The sequence below is a fragment of the Comamonas sp. genome (assembly GCF_036666375.1).
Taxonomy (GTDB): domain Bacteria; phylum Pseudomonadota; class Gammaproteobacteria; order Burkholderiales; family Burkholderiaceae_C; genus Comamonas.
In genome coordinates, this window is record NZ_JAVWWA010000003.1 from 58,713 (window position 1) to 77,224 (window position 18,512).

General features: G+C 66.3%; 15 protein-coding genes and 2 tRNA genes. 9 read left to right on the plus strand and 8 right to left on the minus strand.

From position 1 onward, the window contains the following. Positions 1-224 precede the first annotated feature (224 nt). The 5 genes from RR928_RS01290 to hrcA all read right to left on the minus strand — a co-directional run bounded on the left by RR928_RS01290 (position 225) and on the right by hrcA (position 5,721). Positions 225-2,636, minus strand: coding sequence for a TonB-dependent siderophore receptor (locus RR928_RS01290; RefSeq protein ID WP_332535184.1), 2,412 nt, complete (start codon positions 2,634-2,636; stop codon positions 225-227). Positions 2,637-2,746: 110 nt separating this feature from the next. Continuing rightward, positions 2,747-3,742, minus strand: coding sequence for a FecR domain-containing protein (locus tag RR928_RS01295; RefSeq protein WP_332681251.1), 996 nt, complete (start codon positions 3,740-3,742; stop codon positions 2,747-2,749). Then, a complete protein-coding gene (locus RR928_RS01300) occupies positions 3,739-4,260 on the minus strand; it encodes a sigma-70 family RNA polymerase sigma factor (protein ID WP_332681252.1) in 522 nt (173 codons plus the stop codon). The genes RR928_RS01295 and RR928_RS01300 overlap by 4 nt, the downstream gene beginning before the upstream one ends. A 324-nt stretch (positions 4,261-4,584) precedes the next feature. Then, a tRNA-Ile gene (locus tag RR928_RS01305) sits at positions 4,585-4,663 on the minus strand. 56 nt (positions 4,664-4,719) lie between these two features. Beyond that, complete coding sequence (gene hrcA / locus RR928_RS01310) at positions 4,720-5,721, minus strand: heat-inducible transcriptional repressor HrcA (RefSeq protein WP_332535189.1); 1,002 nt, start codon at positions 5,719-5,721, stop codon at positions 4,720-4,722. Between the two features lie 28 nt (positions 5,722-5,749). Here hrcA and RR928_RS01315 point away from each other — a divergent pair, with 28 nt between their 5' ends. From RR928_RS01315 to rapZ, 3 genes are read left to right on the plus strand one after another with little or no spacing between them, the layout of a single operon-like run. Continuing rightward, positions 5,750-6,649 carry an NAD kinase gene (locus RR928_RS01315; RefSeq protein WP_332535190.1) on the plus strand — a complete coding sequence of 300 codons (900 nt, stop codon included), beginning with the start codon at positions 5,750-5,752 and terminating at the stop codon, positions 6,647-6,649. A gap of 1 nt (position 6,650) precedes the next feature. After that, entirely contained in the window at positions 6,651-8,318 is a 1,668-nt protein-coding gene (gene recN / locus RR928_RS01320; protein WP_332535191.1) for a DNA repair protein RecN, read from the plus strand. A 3-nt stretch (positions 8,319-8,321) separates the two neighbouring features. Next, positions 8,322-9,203, plus strand: coding sequence for an RNase adapter RapZ (rapZ, locus tag RR928_RS01325; protein ID WP_332535192.1), 882 nt, complete (start codon positions 8,322-8,324; stop codon positions 9,201-9,203). On the opposite strand, the gene mutY is transcribed toward rapZ, so the two are convergent. From mutY to mutM, 3 genes are all read right to left on the minus strand, one after another. After that, entirely contained in the window at positions 9,200-10,252 is a 1,053-nt protein-coding gene (gene mutY / locus RR928_RS01330; RefSeq protein ID WP_332548525.1) for an A/G-specific adenine glycosylase, read from the minus strand. The genes rapZ and mutY overlap by 4 nt on opposite strands. Before the next feature lie 2 nt (positions 10,253-10,254). Beyond that, entirely contained in the window at positions 10,255-12,231 is a 1,977-nt protein-coding gene (locus tag RR928_RS01335) for a dynamin family protein (protein ID WP_332535196.1), read from the minus strand. A gap of 146 nt (positions 12,232-12,377) precedes the next feature. Further along, positions 12,378-13,199, minus strand: a complete 822-nt coding sequence (gene mutM / locus RR928_RS01340) for a bifunctional DNA-formamidopyrimidine glycosylase/DNA-(apurinic or apyrimidinic site) lyase (protein WP_332535198.1) — start codon at positions 13,197-13,199, stop codon at positions 12,378-12,380. A 143-nt stretch (positions 13,200-13,342) separates the two neighbouring features. Here mutM and RR928_RS01345 point away from each other — a divergent pair, with 143 nt between their 5' ends. The 6 genes from RR928_RS01345 to RR928_RS01370 all read left to right on the plus strand — a co-directional run bounded on the left by RR928_RS01345 (position 13,343) and on the right by RR928_RS01370 (position 18,425). Next, a complete protein-coding gene (locus RR928_RS01345; RefSeq protein WP_332535199.1) occupies positions 13,343-15,115 on the plus strand; it encodes a tetratricopeptide repeat protein in 1,773 nt (590 codons plus the stop codon). Beyond that, a complete protein-coding gene (locus RR928_RS01350) occupies positions 15,112-15,630 on the plus strand; it encodes a lipoprotein insertase outer membrane protein LolB (protein ID WP_332535201.1) in 519 nt (172 codons plus the stop codon). The genes RR928_RS01345 and RR928_RS01350 overlap by 4 nt, the downstream gene beginning before the upstream one ends. Positions 15,631-15,671: 41 nt before the next feature. After that, a complete protein-coding gene (ispE, locus tag RR928_RS01355) occupies positions 15,672-16,520 on the plus strand; it encodes a 4-(cytidine 5'-diphospho)-2-C-methyl-D-erythritol kinase (RefSeq protein ID WP_332535202.1) in 849 nt (282 codons plus the stop codon). Positions 16,521-16,557: 37 nt separating this feature from the next. Then, a tRNA-Gln gene (locus RR928_RS01360) sits at positions 16,558-16,634 on the plus strand. Positions 16,635-16,679: 45 nt separating this feature from the next. Beyond that, positions 16,680-17,639: a ribose-phosphate pyrophosphokinase gene (locus RR928_RS01365; RefSeq protein ID WP_332535204.1), complete on the plus strand. Its 960-nt coding sequence runs from the start codon at positions 16,680-16,682 to the stop codon at positions 17,637-17,639. Positions 17,640-17,798: 159 nt separating this feature from the next. Further along, complete coding sequence (locus RR928_RS01370; protein WP_332535205.1) at positions 17,799-18,425, plus strand: 50S ribosomal protein L25/general stress protein Ctc; 627 nt, start codon at positions 17,799-17,801, stop codon at positions 18,423-18,425. Positions 18,426-18,512: the final 87 nt, after the last annotated feature.

Genomic DNA, 18,512 nt, shown 5'->3' on the forward strand with positions numbered 1-18,512 from the left:
CCCAGGCACGGCGACTCTTCAACCGGCAGTTTGCCGGTTTACGCGGAAATTGAACAGTCTGCAGCAACCGGGCGGGCGCTTGCGCCGGTGCCAGGCTCCGCAATTTGCGGGCCGCTCTTCCTCCCAAAAAAAATGCCTGCCATGGGAAACATGGCAGGCGCGGTTCGCCGCAGGACCCAGGGCAGGCGCCGCTGCCGGCCCGCAGCGCCGACCCGCGCCCGGCGTCAGAAGGCGTACTTGACCGCCGCCATCACATTGCGCGGCGCACCATACATTGCACCGTAGTTGCTCAGGCCGCTGTAGTAACGCTTGTCGAAAACGTTGTTCAGATGCAGCGCCACCGACAGCTGCCGGCTCACGGCGTAGCGCGCCATCAGGTTGACGACGGCATGGCTCTTTTGCGCCGGCTCGCCCACATAGCCGTATTCGCTTTGCCAGTTGACACCGCCGCCTATGGTCAGCGGATGGAGTTCGCCGCGCAACCGGTAAGTGGTGAACAGCTTGAGCCCGTGGCGCGGAATCGGGGTGTTGGCGCGCGTACCATCGGCATCCTTGCTCGAGGTATAGGCATAACCGGCACTCATGTTCCAGCCCTTGGCGACTTCACCCGCAGCCTCGAGTTCCAGGCCCTGGGTGGTGATGCCCTGCAGCGCATCATAGGCGTCCGTGCCCGCGTTGTAGACCGCCAGGTTGTCCTGCCTGGAACGGAAGACCGCGAGGCTGGTGATGAGCCGACCGTCCAGCCAGCCGGCCTTGACGCCGGCTTCGTAGCTTGTGCCCTGCTCGGGGGCCAGTGGCCGGTTGCTCCCGTCGCGCACCGATGCGGCCTGGGGCTGAAACACCTGGGTGTAGTTGCCGTAAAGCGACCAGCGCTCGTCCAGTGCATGCACCAGCCCCGCATAGGGCACGACCACGCCGCGCTCGCGCAGCTCGGTGCGGCTTTGCGCACCGGCCACGGTGGTGGTGTCGGCCACGCGTTTCCAGTCGATCGCGCGCGCGCCCGTGATCAGCGTGGTCGATTCGCCCAGGCTCCAGCGTGCAGTGACATAGGCGCTGAGCTGGTTTTCCCTGGTCGCGGTATCGCTGGCCTTGACGAAAACCGGCACGTTGGCATTGCCGTCCCAGTCATGCAGGTTGCCTATGCTGCCGTCGTAGCCAGTCCATGGTCCCATCCAGCCGCCGTAGTCGCCGGTGTCCCTGTGCAGCTGGGACAGCGAGACGCCGGCCACTGCTTCGTGCGCGCGCCCAAACAGCGAGAACGGCCCGTTCAGCTGCGCATCGACACTGTTCTGGCGGTCCGTGCTTTGCCAGCGCACAGGCCACAGCGCGCCGCCCAGACCCGTGGCCTGGTCTATGCTGCCGGTCAGAAAGTACAGCGCGCTGTCGTATGCCGAGCGCAGATGCGCATAGTCGATCTTGGCATGCCAGCCGGTGCCGAAGTCATGTGCCAGCGAGGCGAACACGCTGTTCACTTGCGGCGCGTGGTAGGCCCAGTTGGGTCCGATGTTGATCGAGCGCGCGAAGTTCGTCGCCACGCCATTGCTGTAGGTCAACGGGAAACCGGTGCGCATCGACGCATCATGCCTGTCCGACTGCGCGCTGAAACCTGCGGTCAGCAGGGTCGAGGGCGCCAGGTCCAATTCCACGATGCCGTAGACCACATCGCTCTTCTTCTGGTAACGGTCTATCCAAGAATGCTGCTGCTTGGCGTCGACCACCAGCCGGCCGCGCAGGCTCGCGCTGTCATTGAGCGGCGAGGAGATGTCGGCCCCGACGCCATAGCGATCCCAGCTGCCGGCCTCGGCGCTGACGCTGATCTGGCGCTCGGCCATGGGGCGCTTGCGGACCATGTTGATGCTGGCCGACGGATTGCCCATGCCGCTCATCAGCCCGTTCGCGCCGCGCACGACTTCAATGCGGTCGTACATGACGGTGTTCTGCATCGAGCCCGCCACCGCGCTGGGCATGCCATCGAGCAGGTAGTTGGAGACGGAAAAACCGCGTGACCAGATGCCTTCCAGATCCGTTCCCATTCCCTGGCGGAACGCGGTGACGCCGGTGGTGAACTCCAGTACCTCGTTCACGGTGTCGAGGTGCTGGTCGTCGAGCCGCTGGCGCGTGATCACCGAGACCGATTGCGGCGTCTCCTTCGCACCCAGCGCCAGCGGCGTTCCGGTCGCGCTGCGGCCCAGGGCGCGGTAGCTGCCCGTGCCTTCGGTGGCGCCGCCGGGCTCGGCCTGCGCGCTCACACGCACTTCCGCGAGCGCGCTGGCCGCGCCCACGGCGGGCGTGACCCGCACCAGATAACCCCCACCCGCGCGCGGCACCGCATCCAGCCCGGTTCCCGCCAGCAGCGCGGCCAGGGCCTGGGCCACGGTCATCTCGCCTTGCACGCCCGGGCTTTGCCTGCCCGCCGTATCCGCAGTGAACAGCGACAGCATGATCCCGGCCTCGACGCCGAAGCGGTTGAGCGTGGCCGTCAGTGGTCCGGCGGGAATGTCATAGCGCTGCGTTGCCGCGGCCTGGGCATGGGCGCATGGCGCAGCGATCAGGCAGGCTGCCGCGGGCAATGTCAGCACCATCGGGCGCAGGGCGAAGGCCAGGCGCGTGGCGCGCAAAATCGGGTGGTGACCCATGATGTTCTCTCTGTCTGTAAGGGGTGGTCGACGAAATGCAGCGCCATGCATGGCGCTTCACCTCCATTGCCCCGCGAGACGGGAAAAGTGATCAGCAAAGGTCCCAGAAATTACCGCGGCTGCACGCTGACCCAGTAACGCGTGGCCGTGCGCAGGGCCAGGGGCTGGGTTGCCAGCAGCATGTCGAGCACGCGGTCGGTGTCCGCGAGCGGGTAGGTGCCGCTGATCGGCAGGCGCGCGACCACGGGATCGCACCCCAGATAGCCGGGGCGATGGCGCGCAAGCTCCGCGAGGAACTCGGCCAGCGGCATGTCCTGCGCCACCAGCATGCCGCGCGTCCAGGCGATGGCGCTGGCGTCGGCCCTTTCAGCAGTCTCGGCGTGCTGCGCATCAAAGCGCACCTGCTCCCCTTTGGAAAGAATGAAGCGGCGCGCCGGGCTGCGCTGCGGCGTGATTTCCGTCTGTCCTTCGAACAGCATGACCTGGGTGCTGCCCAGGCCGCGCTCGCGCACGGCAAAGCGCGTTCCCAAAGCACGGATGCGGCCATGGCGGGTTTCGACCACCAGCGGCTGGGCAAGCGCGGTCGAGCCGGGCGCCGTGGTCACGAGGATCTCGCCGGCGCGCAAGCGCAGCAGGCGCCAGCGCTCGTCGTATTGCACGTCCAGCGCACTGCGGGCGTTGAGTTCCAGCTGCGTGCCGTCGGGCAAAGTGATGGCGCGGCGTTCAGCCGTGCCCGTGCTTTCATCGGCGCCGGCCAGCCAGACGCCCGAAGTTTCGCCCTGCGCCTGCCACGCCAGCGTGCCCGCCGCGGCGCCGCTGAACAGCAGCAGCGCCAGATTGCGCAGCGCCACGCGCCGGCCGCGCCCGGCGCTGCGCGCCGCATGCGCCAGGGCCGCGCTGGCCGCAGTTCCGGCCAGCGGCTGCAGTTGCAGTCCCATGGCCTCTATGCGCTGCCAGGCGCGCTCGTGGTCGGCATGCGCCTGGCGCCAGGCCTGCAGGCGCTGGTTCAATTGTCGGCGCGCGTGCGCAGTGAGTTCGTCCGACTGCAACTCCACCAGCCAAAGAGCGGCCTGTTGCTGCACCGCGGGCGCAATGGCGGCGCTCATGCCGCGGCATCGTTCAGGAAGCAGACCTGCACCACGGCCCGGGCGATGTAGCGCCGTGCGGTCGGCAGCGAAACGCCCAGCTCGACGGCGATATCGGCCTGCCTCATGCCCTCGATCTGCGACAGCAGGAATGCCTGGCGCACGGGCAAGGGCAGTTCGCCCAGCAGCCGGTCGATCTCTACCAGGGCTTCCAGCACGATGGCGCGCCGTTCGGGCGAGATCGCAGTGGGTTGCGGCTGCAGCGCCAGCGTCTCCAGGTAGGCCTGCTCGATCGCGCGGCGGCGGTAAAGATTGGCCGCGAGTCCCTGCGCAATGGTGACCAGCATGGCGCGCGGCTCACGCAGCGCACGGATCTCCTGTACGTCGCGCCCCATGAGCCGCAGATAGGCGTCCTGGGCCAGATCGGCCGCGTCGAAGGCATTGCCCAGCTTTCTGCGCAGCCACGCCTGCAGCCAGCGGTGATGATCCGAGTACAGCGTGGTGATCTCGCGGCTGACTACGCTGTCGAGAGCGGGCATAAGGGAAGGATTGGGCGGATTGCAAAGCCTGACGAACGCTGCGAGCGCCATCAGTAATAATTCTTATTTGCATTTTAGCGCCGCATTTCAACGATGCGCAAAGCAGTTCAAGGAACTGCCGCACAAACGCCCCCTGGCTGCGAACGAGGCCCGGACTGCACCGGCCATCTGCGGCGCGAAACGCGGGCAAGAGGCAAAGGCAGGCAGTCCGTTCGACAACTGCGCCATTGCTGCGGGCGGAATCGGCAAATCCGCGCTGGCGACAGGCAAAAAAAAGCCAACCGCGAAGGTTGGCTTTTGCCCAACCCGCAAGGGCTGGATTTTTGGTGGGCCTCCCGTGAGTCGAACACGGCACCAACGGATTATGAGTCCGCTGCTCTAACCAAGCATGAGCTAGAGGCCCTTGACTGGGCGCCTGAATGCACAAGGCATTTCAGCAAAACTCGACTATTGTAGAGCCTATCTGCGATGACTCAAGGCATTGGTGACCAGCTTCGATGTGATATCGACGATCTGGATCATCTTGTCGTAGTGCATGCGCGTCGGGCCGATCACGCCCAGGGTGCCGACGATCTTGCCGTCGACTTCGTAGGGCGCGCTCACGATGGACAGTTCCTCGAACGGCACGACATGGCTTTCGCCGCCGATGTAGATGCGCACGCCCTCGGCCTGGCTGGAGATGTCGAGCAGGCGCAGGATCTGGGTTTTCTGCTCGAACAGGTCGAACGCGCGCCGCAGGTGGTCCATGTCGCTGGAGAAGTCGCTCACGGCCAGCAGGTTGCGCTCGCCCGAGATCACCACATCGGCCTCGTTGCTCTGGTCTTCGCTGCCCACATTGACGGCCGCCTGCATCAGCGCCGCGACTTCGCCGCGCAGCAGTTCGACTTCGCCCTTGAGGCGCTCGCGCACCTGCTCCATGGCCAGGCCCGCATAATTGGCATTGAGGAAGTTCGCGGCCTCGACCAGCTGCGACGAGGTGTAGTCGACTTCGGTGAAGATCACGCGGTTCTGCACGTCGCCCTCGGGCGAGACGATGATCACCAGGAAACGTTTTTCGGACAGCCGCACGAACTCGATCTGGCGGAACACCGAAGTGCGCTTGGGCACCATCACCACACCGACAAACTGCGACAGGCTCGACAGCAGATGCGCCGCGTTGGCGATGACTTTCTGCGGTTGTTCAGCCGGCAGCGCGGGCGCGTGGAAGTCGTCGCGCTGCACTGTCAACATGGTGTCGACGAACAAGCGGTAACCTTTGGCCGTGGGAATGCGGCCCGCCGAGGTGTGCGGGCTGACGATCAGCCCCAGTTCCTCAAGGTCGGACATCACATTGCGTATCGTCGCAGGCGACAATTCAAGGCCCGAGGCACGCGAAAGCGTGCGTGAACCTATGGGCTGGCCGTCGGCGATGTAGCGCTCGACCAGCGCTTTGAGTAACAACTTGGCACGGTCATCGAGCATGTAGTGATTTTAATGATGTAATTTCAAAATGACGTCTAAGTTCCGCCGAGTCGCACTGATCGGGAAATACCAGTCGCCCGCATCCAGCAGCGCCAGCCCCGACAGCGCACGCCACGCGCTGCAGGATATTGCCAGCTTTGTCAGCAGCCAGGGATGCGAAGTCATTGTCGACGCCGAAACCGCCAGAAACGCGGGCATACAGAATTACCGTTCGATGGATGTCGACGGCCTGGGAGCGCACTGCGACCTGGGCCTGGTCGTCGGCGGCGACGGCACCATGCTGGGCATAGGCCGCCACATGGCGCGCTACGGCACGCCGCTGATAGGCATCAACCAGGGGCGCCTGGGCTTCGTCACGGACATCCCGCTCGAAGATTACCAGACCACCCTCACGCCCATGCTCCAAGGGGAATACGAGGAAGACCTGCGGCCCATGATCCTGGCGCGCGTGATGCGCGGCGATCAGTTGGTGTTCGAGGCGCTGGCAATGAACGACGTCGTGGTCAATCGCGGTGCCACATCGGGCATGGTCGAGCTGCGCGTCGAAGTCGGCGGCCACTTCGTCGCCAACCAGCGCGCCGACGGCCTGATCATCGCCACGCCCACGGGCTCGACCGCCTATGCGCTGTCGGTCGGCGGGCCGATGATGCACCCGTCGATTCCCGGCTGGGTCATGGCGCCGATCGCGCCGCACACCTTCTCCAACCGCCCCATCGTGCTGTCGGATGCGACCGAAGTCGTGATCGAAGTCGTCGGCGGGCGCGATGTCAGCGCCAATTTCGACATGCAGTCGCTGGCCTCGCTGCTGCACGGCGACCGCATTCTGGTGACCAAGGCCGAGCATTCGGTGCGCTTCCTGCATCCCAAGGGCTGGAACTACTTCGCCACGCTGCGCAAGAAGCTCGGCTGGAACGAGGGAGTCAACTGAGATGGGTCTCAAACGCATTGCGCTGCGCGACTTCGTCATCGTCCAGGCGCTGGACCTCGACCTGCATGGCGGCTTCACGGCGCTGACCGGCGAGACCGGCGCGGGCAAATCCATTCTGATCGACGCCGTGCAGCTTGCGCTGGGCGCGCGCGCCGACGCCGGCGTGGTGCGCGAAGGCGCGCCCCAGGCCGATATCTGCGCCGAGTTCGAATGCCCGGCGCGGCTCAAGCCCTGGCTGGAACAAGGCGGCTTCGCGCTCGAGGACAGCCTGCTGCTGCGCCGCGTGATCGACGCCCAGGGCCGCAGCCGCGCCTGGATCAATGGCGCGCCGGCCACGGCCACGCAGCTGCGCACCGTGGGCGAGCAGCTGCTCGACATCCATGGCCAGCACGCCTGGCAAAGCCTCACGCGCCCCGACGCGGCGCGCGAACTGCTCGACGCCTACGCCGGCCTGCAGACCCAGCCGCTGCGCAATCTCTGGACCGTGTGGCGCAATGCGCGCCAGGCGCTGGAGCACGCGATTGCCGCGCAGGACACCTTGCAGCGCGAACGCGAACGCCTGCAGTGGCAGATCAGCGAAGTCGAAAAGCTCGACCCGGGTGAAGACGAATGGGAAGAGCTCAACGCCCAGCACACGCGGCTGTCGCATGCCCAGGCGCTGCTCGACACCGCGCAGGGCGCGCTGTTCGCGATCGAGGACGATGAAACCGGCGGCCTCGCGGCGCTGGGCCGCGCGCACAGCGACCTGCAGGACCAGGAGCACCTGGACCCCGAATTCAAGGAAATCGCCGAAGTGCTGGCCTCGGGCCTGGCGCAGATCAGCGATGCACGCCACTCGCTGCAGACCTATCTGCGGCGCACCGAACTCGACCCCGAACGGCTGGCCGAACTCGACAGCCGGCTGTCGCTGTGGATGCAGCTCGCGCGCCGCTACAAGCGCCTGCCGGCCGAACTGCCGCAGCTGTACGCAGGCTGGAAGGAAGAATTGCGCCAGCTCGACGCCGTGGTCGACATCGCGGGCCTGCGCGCCCAGGTCGATGCGGGCTATGCCGCCTACGAACAGGCCGCCAAGGCGCTGTCGCAGCAGCGCGCCAAGGCCGCGCCCAAGCTGTCGCGCGCCATCACCCAGGCCATGCAGGGCCTGGGAATGCAGGGCGGGCGCTTCGAGGTTGCGCAGACCGCGGCCGACGAACCCGGCCCGCACGGCATGGATACGCTCGCGTTTCTGGTTGCCGGCCATCCCGGCGCCAGCCCCAAGCCCATAGGCAAGGTGGCATCGGGCGGCGAGCTCTCGCGCATCTCGCTGGCGATCGCGGTCACGACCAGCGAACTGGGTGAAGCCTCGACGCTGATCTTCGACGAAGTGGACTCGGGCGTGGGCGGGGCCGTGGCAGAAACCGTGGGCAAGCTGATGCACAAGCTCGGCCGCGACCGCCAGGTGCTGGCCGTGACCCATCTGCCCCAGGTCGCGGCCTGCGCCGATCACCATCTGGTCGTTGCCAAGAAGCGCGACAAGCAGGCCACCACGAGCACCGTCACCGCGCTCGTGCCCGAGACGCGCGTGGCCGAAGTCGCGCGCATGCTCGGCGGCGAGCGCCTGTCCGAAACCACCATGGCACACGCGCGCGAAATGCTGCAGCAAGCGACCGTGCCGGCGCGCAAAGGTTGATGCATGTCACTTGAAATCGTGTTGGTCACCGGCATGTCCGGTTCCGGAAAATCCGTGGCGCTGCATGCGCTCGAGGACGCAGGCTACTACTGCGTCGACAACCTGCCGCCCGAGCTGCTGGCCTCGTTCGTCGCGCTCGAGCATGCACACCATGGCAACCGCGTGGCCATCGCCATCGACGCGCGCAGCGCCACCGGACTGCCGCAGCTGCCGGCGCAGCTGGCGCTGCTGCGCAGCCAGGGCGCGGTGGTGCAGTCGCTGTTTCTCGACGCCACCACCGGCACGCTGGTGCGGCGCTTTTCGGAAACCCGGCGCCGCCACCCGCTGTCGGGCGACGAGCTGCAGCATGGCCGCCGCGCGCTGGTGCAGACCATCGAATGGGAGCGCGAACTGCTGGCCGACCTGCGCGAGCAGTCGCAGGTGATAGACACCAGCACCATACGGCCGTCGCAGCTGCAAAGCTATGTGAAGAGCCTGGTGACCCTGCCCCAGGGACAGATGACGCTGGTGTTCCAGTCGTTCGGTTTCAAGTACGGCCTGCCGGCCGACTGCGACTACCTTTTCGATGTGCGCATGCTGCCCAATCCGTACTACGACACCGAGCTGCGGCCTTTTTCGGGCAAGGATGCGGCAGTGCAGGCCTTCCTGCGCCAGCAGCCCGAAGTGCAGCAGATGCAGCAGCAGATCGCGCAGTTCTTCGAGCACTGGCTGCCCTTGCTCGAGCAGAACCACCGCAGCTATGTCACCGTGGCCATTGGTTGCACCGGCGGCCAGCACCGCTCGGTCTACCTGGTCGAACAGCTCGCCGCGCATTTCGGCAAGGACTGGCCCACGCTGACCCGGCACCGCGAACTCGACGCGCGCACTCCCGCCGCGGAAATCTAGCCTTCGCGCTCGAGCAGCTTGCGGACTGGCGCGGGCAGGCCCATGTCGGTCCACTGGGCGCGCGTATACCAGTCATCGGCTTCGGGCTCGGCCGTGCCTATGCGTGCCACCACCGCATGCAGGTGCAGATCGCGGTGCGTGAGCACATGCAGGAAAGCGGGCTGGTGCTCCAGCTGCACGCCGCCCTGCGGCCAGCGCGCCTGCACGGCGGCTTCGAGCGCCGCCGCATCCTCGAACACCGGCGGGCTGTAGAGCCCGGCCCAGATGCCCGTGGACGGCCGCTTGGCCAGGCCTATGCGCCCGGCGCTGTCCTGGGCCACGAGCAGCCACCACGACTGGGAACTGCGCTTGAGCTTGCGCGTGCGCACCGGATAGTCCTCGGGATTGCCGGCGCGCGCCGCGCGGCACTGGCTTTGCAGCGGGCACAGCAGGCAGGCCGGCTTGCGCGGCAGGCACAGGCTCGCGCCCAGGTCCATCATGCCCTGCGTGTAGCGCGGCATCGCGTCCTGCAGATCGAGTTCGCGCGGATCGGGGCACAGCTCGGTGGCCAGATCCCACAGCGTGCGCTCGTTGCGCGCCACGGCCAGATCGGCATCGAACGCCAGCACGCGCGTGAGCACGCGCCGCACATTGGCGTCGAGAATCGGCACACGCTCGGAAAAGCAGAACGCGGCAATCGCGCCCGCGGTCGAGCGGCCTATTCCGGGCAGCGTCGCGAGCTGCTCGGCGGTCTCGGGAAAGCGCCCGCCGTGCAGCGCCATCACGGCCTTTGCGCACTTGTGCAGATTGCGCGCGCGGCTGTAGTAACCCAGGCCGCTCCACAGCGCCAGCACCGCGTCCTCGGGCGCGGCCGCAAGGCTGGCGACATCGGGAAACTGGGCGAGAAAGCGCGGGTAGTAGCCGAGCACGGTCGCGACCTGGGTCTGCTGCAGCATGATCTCGGAAAGCCAGACCCGGTAGGGGTCGCGCGTTTGCTGCCACGGCAGATGATTGCGGCCATGCGAGGCCTGCCACTGCACGACGGCAGCGGCGATCGAGGAAGTCGTCAAAATCAGATTACCGATGTGGGGTCTTGTTCTGCAGGCGTTGAATGCGGCGCCGGCGGCACGGGCGGCTCTAACAGCTCCCGGCACAGCTGGGCCAACTGCTCGGTCAGCGCCGCGATCTCCTGCTCGGCGGCATCGATTTCGGCGATGCGCTCGACCAGGCTGCTGGCCGCGAGCTGGATGCGGTCCACCGCTTCTATGCGGCGCGTGAAACTGCGCTTGCGCTCTTTCCATTGTGCATCGAGTTGCACCATCGCCGATTGGCTCCACAGCGAGAGCTCCTGGCCGGCGGCGCCAAACACGCCCGCCAGGCGCTCGGCCAGCGCGCGGATCAGGCGCTGCGAATAATCTGCGCGCGCGAGCTGCAGCGCATGGCCCAGGCCCAGGTAATGCAGGTAGCCGCGCTCGATCTGCGCCAGGTCGCGCGCCAGATCCTGCAAGGGCCAGGACGCGGTCGCCTGCAGCGAAAAGCCGAACTCGGCATTGAGCGCGCGAAACGAGGCGACCACCATCTGCTGCAGTTCGCCGGCATCGACCAGCACCTGGTCGACCGCGGCGCGCAGCTGTTCGAACGTCGCGACATAGGCCTTGCGCGCGCCGAGCTTGAGGCCGCCGCGCGCCAGCGACTCGCGCAGCGGCGCGAGCCTGGCCTCGATCGCGGCCGCGCCCAGCGACTGCAGCACGCTCTGCAGCGTGCGCGCCTGCACGCTGCGCAGCGCCTGGATGCGCGCCGCGCTGGCGTCGAACTCCGCCTGCTCCTGCTCTATGCGCGCGCGCATGGAGACGATCACGCTGGAATTCTTGCCGCGCAGGCTGCGCAGCTCGGCCATCTGGTCGTCGAGATCGCGCCGGCGTATGGTGAGCCGGCGCACCACTTCGGTCTGCAGATGGGCGACGCCGGTGGCGACGGCCGCGCGCAGAACATGCTGGCGCTGGCCCATGATGCCTTCGGACAGCGCCTGCTCGAACGCCATCAGCCCGCTGGCGCGCAGCAGCGCGTCGTCGGCGGCGATCTTCGCGACCAGGCCTTTTTGCGCCGACACCGCGAGCACGCGCTCGAGCGACAGGCCCAGCGTCTGCGCCGATATCGCGCGCTGGCGCTGAATCTGCGCATGCACCTGCTGGCCGGTGCTGAGCCGGTCCCACAGCGTATCGATCTTGTTGAGCACCACCAGCCGCGACAGATCGCCGCTGTCGCTGGGCGCGAGATGCGCGCGCCAGACGGCCAGGTCGGACTGCGTCACGCCGGTGTCGGCGGCAATCAGGAACACCACCGCATGCGCCTGGGGAATCAGGTTCACGGTCAGTTCGGGCTCGGCGCCGACGGCGTTCAGGCCGGGCGTGTCGAGAATCACCAGCCCCTCGCGCAGCAAGGGGTGGGGCAGGTTGATCAGCGCATGGCGCCACATCGGAACTTCGACCAGGCCCTGTTCATCGAGCACCGGCTGCTCGTTGGGATGGGCTTCATCCTGCCAGAAGCCCCAGGCGCGGGCCTGGGACAGCGGCACGCGGCGCGTTTCGGCCACCTTGGCGAGCATTTGCGCAAGCTGCGCGCTGTCGTCGACATCGAGCGGCCACTGCTGCCAGGCTTCGGGCCGCAGCCGCCATTCGGCCAGGCTGGGCGCATGTTCGCGGGTTTCCACGGGCAGCAGGCGCAGGCAGGGCGCCAGCCCTTCGTCCCAGCCCAGCTCCGCCGGACACATGGTGGTGCGGCCCGCGCCCGCGGGCATCAGGCGCCGGCCGTAGCCCGCGAAGAACACTGCATTGATCAGCTCGGACTTGCCGCGCGAGAACTCGGCGACGAAAGCCACCGTGACCTTGTCGCCGCGCACCTGGGCCTGCAGGCGCTGCAGGCGCTCGTCGACCGCCGCGTCCAGCAGTTCGTGGCCCGAAAGCCATTCGCGCAACTGATGCAGCTGCCGTGCGAAATCACGGCGCCAGCTGCCGTGCTGATCGAACTGCGCATTGAATGGTGTGGACAACTTGGCTCTCCCGCGGATGTACTGCGGACAGGGCGCCCGACTTCACAAAATATATAGCAAGTGCCAACCAACGATACGCGGCACCTGCCCATGATACCGGCGTGACCCTGGCCCGGGACGGCAAGCCTGCGGCCGTCCGGGGCTGCTCAAAGCTTCTGGCAATAAGTGCAGTAGAAGGTGCTGCGCTGCCCCTGGCGCAGCATGCGCAGCGGCGCCGCGCATTGCGTGCAGGGCAGGCCTTCGCGGTCGTAGACCTGGGCCTGCAGCTGGAAATGCCCAGGCATGCCGTGGGCATTGGAGAAGTCCTTGAGCGTGGTGCCGCCCTGCTCCACCGCGGCCGCGAGCACGCGGCGTATGGCTTCGTAGAGCCGCAGCGCGCGCCGCGGCCCTATGGTGTTGGCCGGCGCCAGCGGCGAGATGCGCGCCGTGAACAGCACTTCGGAGGCGTAGATGTTGCCCACGCCGACCACCAGCTTGCCGCCCAGCAGCAGTTGCTTGATCGGCGTGCGGCTGGCCTGCAGGCCGGCGTAGAACGCCTTGGGCGCAAACCCATCCTCGAGCGGCTCCATGCCCAGGCGGCTGAGCAGTTTTTGCGCCACCGGATCGGCCTCGCCCGCGGCATAGACCACGGCGCCGAAACGGCGCGGGTCGTGCAGGCGCAGCACGCCCTGGCTGGTGACCAGATCGAAATGATCGTGCGGGCCCGCGGGCGGCAGGCCCTGGGCGGACGCAAAGCGCAGGCTGCCCGACATGCCCAGGTGCAGCAGCAGCAGGCCTTCGCTCATGTCCAGCAAAAGATATTTGCCGCGGCGGCGCACGGACAGCACCTCGCGCCCCACCAGGTCTTCGGGCGCCAGCCCCAGCGGCCAGCGCAAGGGCTTGCCCAGGCGCGCGGATTCTATGCGCGCGCCCGCGATGGCCGGGGCAAACGAACGGCGCGTGACTTCCACTTCGGGTAATTCGGGCATGGCAATCCTGGAAAATGGGCCGCCTTGGGACGCTGCAAGACACGCCACGCGCGGCAATATTCTTTGCAATTGGGGCAGTTTTGCGGCAATGCAAGCTGCACCCGGTTGCGCGCAGGGGGACCCCGTTCGATTATTATCATTCGATGGTTCATCCTCTACGCCCTCGGGCCCTGGCGCTGGCCGCCGCACTGGTCGTCGCCCCCGCAATCGCCTGGAGCCAAACGGCGCCAGTGCCCTCGGACGCCGAAACCCTGGCACCCCAGCCGGACAACGACGCGGACGACCCCGCGGCGCTCAACGCCGAGCTGTTCTATGAAATCCTGGTCGGCGAAATGGCCGCCGGCGTCGGTGATCCGGGCAGCGGCCAGGCACTGATGCTCAATGCCGCGCGCCAGAGCAACAATCCCCAGCTGTACCGCCGCGCCACCGAAATGGCGCTGCAGGCGCGTGCCGGCAACCAGGCGCTGACTGCGGCCCAGGCCTGGCGCCAGGCCTTTCCCGAATCGCGCAATGCCAACCGCTATGTGCTGCAGATCCTGGTGGCGCTCAACCGCATAGGCGACACCCTGCCCTATCTGCGCCAGGAAATCGCCTCCACGCCCGCGCCGAGCAAGCCCGTGGCATTTCTGTCGATCACCCAGCTTTTCAGCCGCGTCAGCGACAAGGCCCTGGCGGCCGACATCGTTGCCCAGGCGCTCGAAGGCGAGTTGACCGATCCGGCCTCGGGCCCTTCGGCCTATGCCGCGATAGGCCACATGCAACTGGCGGCGGGCAAGCCCAGGGCCGCGCTCGACGCCATACAGCGCGCCGAAGCGCTGTCGCCGGGCAATGGCGCGGCGGCGCTGCTGGCGCTCGAGCTGCTCGAGAACGGCCAGCGCGACGCCGAGCCCATCGTTGCGCGCTATGTCGACAAGCAGCGCGGCGCCGACATGCGCATGGCCTACGCGCGCATCCTGCTGGGCCAGGAGCGGCTCGAGCCCGCCGAAGCCCAGCTCCTGGCGATCACGCGCGAGAACCCCGATTACGCCGACGCCTGGTTCACGCTGGCGCGCATGCAGGTCCAGACCCAGCGCTGGCAGGCGGCCGAAGCTTCGCTGCAGCGCTTCGACGCCCTGATTCCCCAGCTGCCCAATGCGGGCATACAGCGCAACGCGCGCACCGAGTCGGCCTTGCAGCACGCGCTGATCGCGCAGAAACAGGGCCGCCTGCCGCAGGCGCTCGAATGGCTGGAGCGCATCGAGGGGGGTGCCCAGCTGCTCAACGTCCAGGTGCGCCGCGCCTCGATACTCGCCCAGCAGGGCCAGCTGGACCAGGCGCGCGCCGTGATCCAGGCCGTGCCCGCGGGCACCGAACAGCAGCAGCGGCTCAAGAAGCAGGCCGAAGTGCAGCTGGTGCGCGAAGCCGGTCAACCGGCGCTGGCCTTCACGCTGCAATCCGCATTGCACCAGCAGTTCCCGCAGGACAACGAGATTGCCTACGACACCGCCATCCTGGCCGAGAAAATCGGCCGTTTCCAGGAAATGGAAAGCCTGCTGCGCGACATCATCGCGCGCGACCCGGGCTTTCACCACGCCTACAACGCGCTGGGCTTCTCGTTTGCCGAACGCGGCGTGCGCCTGGACGAAGCGCGCGCGCTGATCACCAAGGCGCTCGAAGCCGCGCCCAACGACCCGTTCATCATGGACAGCCTGGCCTGGACCGAATTTCGCAGCGGCAACGCGGCCCAGGCGCAGGCCTTGCTCGAGAAAGCCTTTGCGCTGCGCCCCGACGCCGAGATCGCCGCCCATCTGGGTGAAGTGCTCTGGAGCAGCGGCCAGCAGCGCCAGGCGCGCGCCATCTGGGACAAGGGCCTGGCGCTGAACGCCGACAACGAAACCTTGCGCGAAACGCTGCAGCGCCTGGGCGTCAAGCCATGATGGCCGGGCCCGTGCGCGCACGGCGCCGCGCGCTACTGCTCGCCACCGCTCCGTTGGCGCTGTGGCTCGCGGGCTGCGCCCAGCCACCCGCGCGTCCCGCACCCGCCGATGCCGCGGCCTACTGGAGCGGCCGTCTGGCGCTGCAACTGCACGACCCCCAGGCCCAGGAGCAGTCGTTCAGCGCCTCGTTCGAGCTGCAGGGCGCCGAGCGCGCGGGCCAGCTGCTGCTGCTGAGCCCGTTCGGCGCGGTATTGGCCGAACTGCAGTGGAGCCCCGCGGGCGCACAGCTGCGCCAGGGCGGCCAGTTGCGCGAATCGCCGTCGCTCGACGCATTGGTGCAGGACACCGTAGGCACGCCGCTGCCCATAGGCGCGCTGTTTGCCTGGCTCGCGGGCCGGCAGGCGTCGGCGCCCGGCTGGCAGGCCGACCTCACGCAATTGCCCGAAGGCCGTCTGCGCGCCGAACGCACGGACCCGCTGCCGCGCGCCACGCTGCGCCTGGTGCTGGACCGCTGAAGTCCGCGGCCCCTCTTTTTTTGATTTCTGGTTTCCATTCCATGCGTTCGCTCCTCGATGTGCCGGCCCCGGCCAAACTCAACCTGTTCCTGCACATCACCGGCCGCCGCCCGGATGGCTACCACCTGATCGAATCAGTGTTCATGCTGATCGACTGGCAGGACCGTCTGCATTTCGAGCTGCGCGCCGATGGCGCGATCACGCGCGAAGACCTCAGCGGCATGCGCCTGCCCGACGAAGACCTGATAGTGCGCGCCGCGCGCGCCTTGCAGCAGGCTACGGGCTGCAGCGCGGGCGCGCATATCGGCATAGACAAGAGCATTCCAGCCCAGGCCGGAATGGGTGGCGGCTCGTCCGACGCGGCGACCACGCTGCTGGCGCTCAACCGCCTGTGGCAGCTCGATCTGCCGCGGTCGGCGCTGGAAACCATAGGCCTGGCCCTGGGCGCCGACGTGCCGTTCTTTCTGCGCGGGCACAACGCCTGGGTCGAAGGCATAGGCGATATAATCACGCCACTCGAAAAAGCGCTGCCGCGGCAGCGCTTTGTTGTGGTCAAGCCGGATGCGGGGCTGGAAACAAAATTGATTTTTTCCCACCCTTCCCTGAAACGGGATTCCGAGCATGCTACAATGCCGGTCTTCGCTGCAAAGCACTTTGACTTCGGTCATAACGACTTGCAGCCGGTCGCACAAACCTTGTGCCCCGATGTGAAAAAAGCAATAAACTTGCTTGAATCGCACGGATTGCATGGTAGAATGACGGGCTCAGGAAGTGCAGTGTTTGCACCGATGAAGCAAACGATTGATATGAAGGACGCACCCAGCGACTGGACTGTCAAAGTTTGTGAAAATCTCGACGTTCATCCGCTTCGCGGCTGGGCAAGAGATTAAAGGTTACCGGTTGGTTGCATACGCAATTGACCCGTGTAGGGGAGTCGCCAAGTTGGTTAAGGCACTGGATTTTGATTCCAGCATGCGAAGGTTCGAGTCCTTCTTCCCCTGCCAAATGTCTTATTGCGTACAAGCAAACCCATAAACACTGGGACGCTCATGCAGACCAATCATTCAGACTTCATGATTTTTACCGGCAATGCCAACCGTGGCATGGCCGAAGAGATTGCCAGCAATCTCGGCACCAAGCTTGGCGCTGCGGAAGTTGGCCGTTTCTCCGATGGTGAAGTCACCGTCGAGATCAAGCAGAACGTTCGCACCCGCGACGTTTTCGTCGTTCAGCCGACCTGCGCGCCGACCAATGACAACCTGATGGAACTGCTGGTGATGGTCGACGCGCTCAAGCGCGCCTCGGCCGAACGCATCTGCGCAGTGATCCCCTATTTCGGTTACGCCCGCCAGGACCGTCGCCCGCGTTCGTCGCGCGTGCCGATCACGGCCAAGGTCGTCGCCAACATGCTCCAGGCCGTAGGCGTGGAACGCGTGTTGACGATGGACTTGCACGCTGACCAGATCCAGGGCTTCTTCGATATTCCCGTCGACAACATCTACGCTTCGCCGGTGCTGCTGGGCGATCTGCGCCAGAAGAACTACGAAGACCTGATCGTGGTCTCGCCCGACGTCGGTGGCGTGGTGCGCGCACGCGCCCTGGCCAAGCAGCTGGGCTGCGACCTGGCGATCATCGACAAGCGCCGCCCGAAGGCGAATGTCTCCGAAGTCATGCACGTGATCGGCGACATCGACGGCCGCAACTGCGTGATCATGGATGACATGATCGACACCGCCGGCACGCTGGTCAAGGCTGCCGAAGTGCTCAAGCAGCGCGGCGCCAAGAAGGTCTATGCCTACTGCACCCACCCGATCTTCTCGGGCCCGGCCATCGAGCGCATCGCCGGTGGCGAGGCACTCGACGAAGTCGTGGTGACCAATACCATTCCCCTGAGCGCACAAGCCCAGGCATGCAACAAGATTCGCCAACTCTCCGTGGCTCCGCTGATCGCCGAAACGATCAAGCGCATTTCCACGGGTGATTCGGTACTCAGCTTGTTCTCGGAATAAGACCTCGCTTGCGAGATCTCCAGCCTCCGGGCTGGCGTAAACCTCCTTCGGGAGGTTTTGTGTGTTTCAGAGCATCTCAAGGACAGTCGGGCATGTGCCGGTCTGTCTTTTTATCAAACGAGTCTGACTGGTCGCGGTCGACTCACACAGGAGTTAATTATGAACATTGTCGCTACAGAGCGCGCTAAGCAAGGTACGGGTGCGAGCCGCCGTCTGCGTAATTCGGGCAAGACCCCTGGCATCGTGTTTGGCGGTTCCGCCGAGCCTTTGGCCATCGAACTGGACCACAACGATCTGTGGCACTCCCTGAAGAAGGAAGTGTTCCACTCGAGCGTTCTGGAAATGGACATCGCCGGTCAAGTCAGCAAGGTTGTGCTGCGTGACGTGCAATTCCACCCCTTCAAGCAACTGGTGCTGCACGTTGACTTCCAACGCGTGGACGAAAACACCAAGCTGCACCTGAACGTGCCCCTGCACTTCGAAGGCGCCGACAAGTCGCCCGCAGTGGCCCAGGACAAGTGCATCGTGACGCCTCTGGTCACCGCCCTGCCCGTGGTCTGCGTTCCTTCGGACCTGCCCGAGTTCATCACGGTGGACCTGAGCGACCTGCAAAAGGGCGGCTCGTTCACGCTCAAGCAAGTCAAGCTGCCAAAGGGCGTGGTTGCTCACGTGCGCGGCACGCAAAGCAACCCTGCACTGGTTTCCATCGTGCCTCCCGCCGATGAACTCGTCGCTCCCGTCGAAGGCGCCGCACCCGCTGCTCCCGCCAAGAAGGGCAAGAAGTAATCACTTCTTGAGTGCAGTGCCCGGGCCGCAAGGCCGGGGCGCTGCCCCAAAGCCAACGGCCCACCGCTTCATGCGCGTGGGCCGTTC

Coding starts and splice junctions, on each gene's coding strand:
- RR928_RS01370 (WP_332535205.1), top strand. CDS start 17,799: ATGAACATTGTCGCTACAGAGCGCGCTAAGCAAGGTACGGGTGCGAGC.
- RR928_RS01315 (WP_332535190.1), top strand. CDS start 5,750: ATGACGTCTAAGTTCCGCCGAGTCGCACTGATCGGGAAATACCAGTCG.
- RR928_RS01350 (WP_332535201.1), top strand. CDS start 15,112: ATGATGGCCGGGCCCGTGCGCGCACGGCGCCGCGCGCTACTGCTCGCC.
- RR928_RS01365 (WP_332535204.1), top strand. CDS start 16,680: ATGCAGACCAATCATTCAGACTTCATGATTTTTACCGGCAATGCCAAC.
- mutM (WP_332535198.1), bottom strand. CDS start 13,199: ATGCCCGAATTACCCGAAGTGGAAGTCACGCGCCGTTCGTTTGCCCCG.
- RR928_RS01295 (WP_332681251.1), bottom strand. CDS start 3,742: ATGAGCGCCGCCATTGCGCCCGCGGTGCAGCAACAGGCCGCTCTTTGG.
- RR928_RS01290 (WP_332535184.1), bottom strand. CDS start 2,636: ATGGGTCACCACCCGATTTTGCGCGCCACGCGCCTGGCCTTCGCCCTG.
- recN (WP_332535191.1), top strand. CDS start 6,651: ATGGGTCTCAAACGCATTGCGCTGCGCGACTTCGTCATCGTCCAGGCG.
- RR928_RS01345 (WP_332535199.1), top strand. CDS start 13,343: ATGGTTCATCCTCTACGCCCTCGGGCCCTGGCGCTGGCCGCCGCACTG.
- rapZ (WP_332535192.1), top strand. CDS start 8,322: ATGTCACTTGAAATCGTGTTGGTCACCGGCATGTCCGGTTCCGGAAAA.
- hrcA (WP_332535189.1), bottom strand. CDS start 5,721: ATGCTCGATGACCGTGCCAAGTTGTTACTCAAAGCGCTGGTCGAGCGC.
- RR928_RS01300 (WP_332681252.1), bottom strand. CDS start 4,260: ATGCCCGCTCTCGACAGCGTAGTCAGCCGCGAGATCACCACGCTGTAC.
- ispE (WP_332535202.1), top strand. CDS start 15,672: ATGCGTTCGCTCCTCGATGTGCCGGCCCCGGCCAAACTCAACCTGTTC.